Source organism: Kineococcus indalonis (genome assembly GCF_009906395.1).
GTDB classification, from domain to species: Bacteria; Actinomycetota; Actinomycetes; order Actinomycetales; family Kineococcaceae; genus Kineococcus; species Kineococcus indalonis.
The window spans coordinates 1-4,475 of sequence record NZ_JAAALM010000343.1; the positions used below are offsets into that span (position 1 = coordinate 1).

Annotated in this window: 2 protein-coding genes; both read left to right on the forward strand. The window is 76.6% G+C overall.

The features are described 5' to 3' along the window. A partial coding sequence (gene recG / locus GTR00_RS15280) for an ATP-dependent DNA helicase RecG (protein WP_166612456.1) occupies nucleotides 1–2,952 on the forward strand: 2,952 nt, incomplete at its 5' end. Nucleotides 2,953–3,001: 49 nt separating this feature from the next. Continuing rightward, nucleotides 3,002–4,475 (forward strand): DNA repair protein RadA (gene radA, locus GTR00_RS15285; protein WP_166612457.1); only part of this gene is annotated, 1,474 nt, incomplete at its 3' end.

Sequence of the window (4,475 nt, forward strand, 5' to 3'; positions counted from 1 at the left end):
CTGCTGACCGGCCCCTACCGCGCTGAGCTGGAGGCCGCGGGGTGGGACGCGGACCTGCTGGCCGAGCCGGCCGCCGACCCCGCCGCGACCCGGCCCGGGGGCGCTGTCGTGGACGGCGCCCGCCCGGACCCGGGCGTGGAGGCGGGGCCCGCGACCCGGCCGGACCCGCGGGCGGTGCAGGAACCGGCCGACCGACCGGCCCAGCAGCCGGTCCGGCAGCCGGTGCCCGGGCCCGCCTCCCCGGCGCCTGCGGAGCCCGCGGGCGTCGTGCAGGTCGCCGTGCGCGAGCGGCCGCTCGCGCCGGCGCAGCGCACCGTGGTGTGCACCACCAGCGCCGCGCACCCCCTGCGCACCGAGCTGCGCGCCCTGCCCGGCGCCACCTGGGACGGGCAGGGGGCCTGGCTGCTGCCGCTGACCCGGCGCACCGCGCTGGCCCTGCGGCGGGCGCTGACCGGGCACCGCGTGCAGCTGCTCGGCGACGCCCGGGAGGCCCTGCGCGCGGCGGCCGACTCCCCGGCGGGCCCGGACGTCACCGTGGTGGAGGGCCCCGGGGCCGAACGCTCCCTCGCGATCCGCTTCGAGCACACCGCGGTCCTGCAGGACGACGTCAAGCGCACCTGCGCGGCCCGGTGGGACGGCTCCTCGGGCTCCTGGCGCGCCGACGCCGACAAGGTCGACGACGTCGCGCGCTTCGCGCACCGGCACGGGCTGGTGCTGGACGCCGGCGTGGAGGCGCTGGCCGCCGAGCGCGACGCCCCCCTGCGCTACGACGGCACCGTGGACGGCCTGCGCGGGGTCCCGGTCACCGAGCTGCACGCGGTGCGGTCGAAGAAGGCGCGCGGCAAGACGCCCTCGCTGGCCGAGCGGCTGGCGGAGTTCGGCATCGAGAGCGTCTACGACCTGCTGATGCACGTGCCGCTGCGCTACCTGGACCGCTCCACCGTCCTGCCGATCCGCAAGCTGCGCGAGCACGTCGGTGAGACGGTCGGGCTGCTGGCGCGCATCGACAGCGTCGGGCAGTACGACCGCACCAAGCGCCTGCTGCGCGTGCAGGTCAACGACGGCACCGCCGCGCTGACGGTGACCTTCTTCAACTCGCCCTGGCTGGCGCGGCGCTACCGGCCCGGCGACGAGGTGTCCGTGTACGGCAGGGTCGAGGCGTTCACGCCGCGCTCGGGCAAGCCGGTCCTGCAGATGACCAACCCGCTGATGGACCCCATCGGCGACAACCCCGCCACGATCGTGCCGGTGTACAACCAGTCCGCGAAGTCCAACGTGACCACGTGGGACCTGCACTCGGCCGCGGGGGAGGCGGTGCGGCGCCTGGGCGAGCTGAGCGACCCGCTGCCGGCCGAGGTGCGCGAGCGCCACGCGCTGGTGGACCGCGCCGAGGCGTACCGGCAGGTGCACCACCCCGACGACCTCGACGTCGCCGCCCGCGCGCGCGACCGCCTCGCCTTCGACGAGCTGCTGCGCATGCAGATCGCCCTGGGCCTGCGCCGGCACGCCACCGCCGCCGAGACCGGCGTGGCGCACGCCCCCACGGGCGAGCTGACCGGGGCGTTCCTGGCGCGGCTGCCCTTCCCGCTGACCGGCGCGCAGACCCGGGCGCTGGAGGAGGTGCGCACCGACCTGACCCGCCCGCACCCCATGCACCGCCTGCTGCAGGGCGACGTCGGCTCCGGCAAGACGGTGGTGGCCGCGATGAGCCTGCTGATGGCCGTCGAGGGCGGATACCAGGGCGCGCTGATGGCGCCCACCGAGATCCTGGCCACCCAGCTGCACACCGAGCTGGCCGAGCGCCTGGCCGGCACCGCCCACCCCGACGGCCGCCCGCTGGTGGTGGAGTTCCTCGGCTCCAAGACCCGCGCCAAGGACCGCCGCCGCATCCTGGCCGACCTGGCCGCCGGCGCCGTCGACGTGCTGGTCGGCACCCACGCCCTGCTCGTGGAGGACGTCCTCTTCGCCAGGCTGGGCCTGGTCGTCGTCGACGAGCAGCACCGCTTCGGCGTCGAGCAGCGCGCGGCGCTGCGCGCCAAGGGCGCTCCGCTGCCCGGCACCGACGGCGACGGCGACGGCGACGGCGAGCGCAGCGTGCCCGACATGCTGATCATGACCGCCACCCCCATCCCGCGCACCGCGGCCCTGACCGTCTTCGGCGACCTGTCGGTCACCGTGCTCGACGAGCTGCCGCCCGGGCGCACCCCCATCACCACCCGCTGGGTCCCGCAGGACCCGGCGCCGGAGGACGAGCACGCCGAGGCGTGGACGCTCGTGCGCGAGCAGGTCGCGCAGGGGCGTCAGGCGTACGTCGTGGCCTCCCTGGTGGAGGACAACGAGAAGCTCGCCGCCCAGGCCGCCACCAGCCTGTTCGAGGCCCTGGGCGCCGGGGCGCTGGCGGACCTGCGCCTGGGCCTGGTGCACGGCAAGCAGGACCGCGCCCAGCGCGAGGGGTCGATGGCCGCGTTCAAGCGCGGCGAGATCGACGTGCTGGTGGCCACCACCGTCATCGAGGTGGGCGTCAACGTGCCCAACGCCACCGTGATGGTCGTCGTGGACGCCGCGCGCTTCGGCATCGCCCAGCTGCACCAGATCCGCGGGCGCGTCGGGCGCGGGCGGCACGCCTCGCACTGCCTGCTCACCGGGCGGGCCTCCTCGGCCGACTCCGTCGCGCGCCTGCAGGCGCTGGAGGCCTCCACCGACGGGTTCCACCTCTCCGAGGTGGACCTGGACCTGCGCGGCGGCGGGTCGCTGTTCGGCAACCGCCAGTCCGGGCAGTCGGACCTGCGGGTGGCCGACCTCAAGGCCGACCTGCCCATGGTGCAGACCGCCCGCGCCGAGGCCGACCTCCTCCTGGACGGCGACCCCGTGCTGGCGCGCCGCCCGCAGCTGCTCGCCGAGGTGCGCAACGCCCTGGGGGAGGACGCCGCCGAGCGCCTCGCCCGCTCCTGAGGCCGCGCGCCGCGGCGCCCGTGTCGGAGGCGGCACCGATACTGCCCGCATGCCTGCCAGGACGCGCACCCTGTACCGCTGCACCGCGTGCGGGCAGGAGCACGCCAAGTGGATCGGGCGGTGCACCGGCTGCCAGGCGTGGGGCACGGTGGAGGAGGCCGCCGCCGAGCCCGCGCGCTCGGCCGGCACCAGGACCAGCCTGGCCCCGTCGGCGGTGGTCACCAAGGCGCTGCGGGTGCGGGACATCTCCACCGACCGCGCCCGGCACCGCCCCACCGGCATCGGCGAGCTGGACCGCGTGCTGGGCGGGGGCCTGGTCCCCGGGGCGGCGGTGCTGCTGGGCGGTGAGCCCGGCGTGGGCAAGAGCACCCTGACCCTGGACGTGGCCAACCGCATCGCCGCCACCGGCAGGACGGTGCTGGTCGTCTCCGGCGAGGAGTCCGCCGAGCAGATCAAGATCCGCGCCCAGCGCATGGGCGCGGACGCCGCGGAGCTGTTCATCGCCTCCGAGACCGACCTGTCGGTGGTGCTCGGGCACGTCGACGACGTCCAGCCGGACCTGCTGGTCGTGGACTCCGTCCAGACCATCGCCAGCCCCGACGTCGAGGGCCGCACCGGCGGGGTGGCGCAGGTCACCGAGGTCGCCACCGTCCTGACCCGCCTGACCAAGGCCCGCGGCATCCCGATGTTCCTCATCGGGCAGGTCACCAAGGACGGCAACATCGCCGGCCCGCGCACCGTGGAGCACCTGGTCGACGTCGTGCTGCACTTCGAGGGCGACAAGCACTCGCCGCTGCGCATGCTGCGCGGGGTGAAGAACCGCTACGGCGCCTCCGACGAGGTGGCCTGCTTCGTCCAGGAGGCCGACGGCATCCGGGAGGTCACCGACCCCTCGGGCCTGTTCCTGGGCCAGCGCGAGGCCCCGGTGCCGGGCACCTGCGTGACCGTCGTCGTCGAGGGCAAGCGCCCGCTGCTCGCCGAGATCCAGGCCCTGGTGGCGCAGTCGTACCTGCCGCAGCCGCGCCGGGGCGCCTCCGGCCTGGACGCCGCGCGCCTGGCGATGACGCAGGCCGTCGTGGAGCGGCACGGGAGGGTGCGCCTGTACGACAAGGACGTCTTCTGCGCCACCGTCGGCGGCATGCGCATCGGAGAGCCCTCCGCCGACCTGGCGGTGGCCCTGGCCATCGCCTCCGCCAGCACCGACCAGCCGCTGGCCGCCGACGTCGTCGCCCTGGGCGAGGTGGCCCTGTCCGGGGACATCCGCCCGGTCCCCGACATCGCCCGCCGCCTGGCCGAGGCCGGCCGGCGCGGCTTCCGCCAGGCACTGGTGCCCGCCGGCACCCGCGACAAGCTCGGCGCGCAGGCCGACTCGCTGGGCCTGGTGCTCGTGGAGGTGGACTCCGTGGCGCGCGCGGTCGAGGCGGTGGCCGCCGTGCGCCCGGCGCGGGAGGGCCGCGAGGCCCCCGAGGGCGCCCCCGGTGCCCGCGACGGCGCCCCGGGCGCCCGCCGGGGGCGCCCGGGGC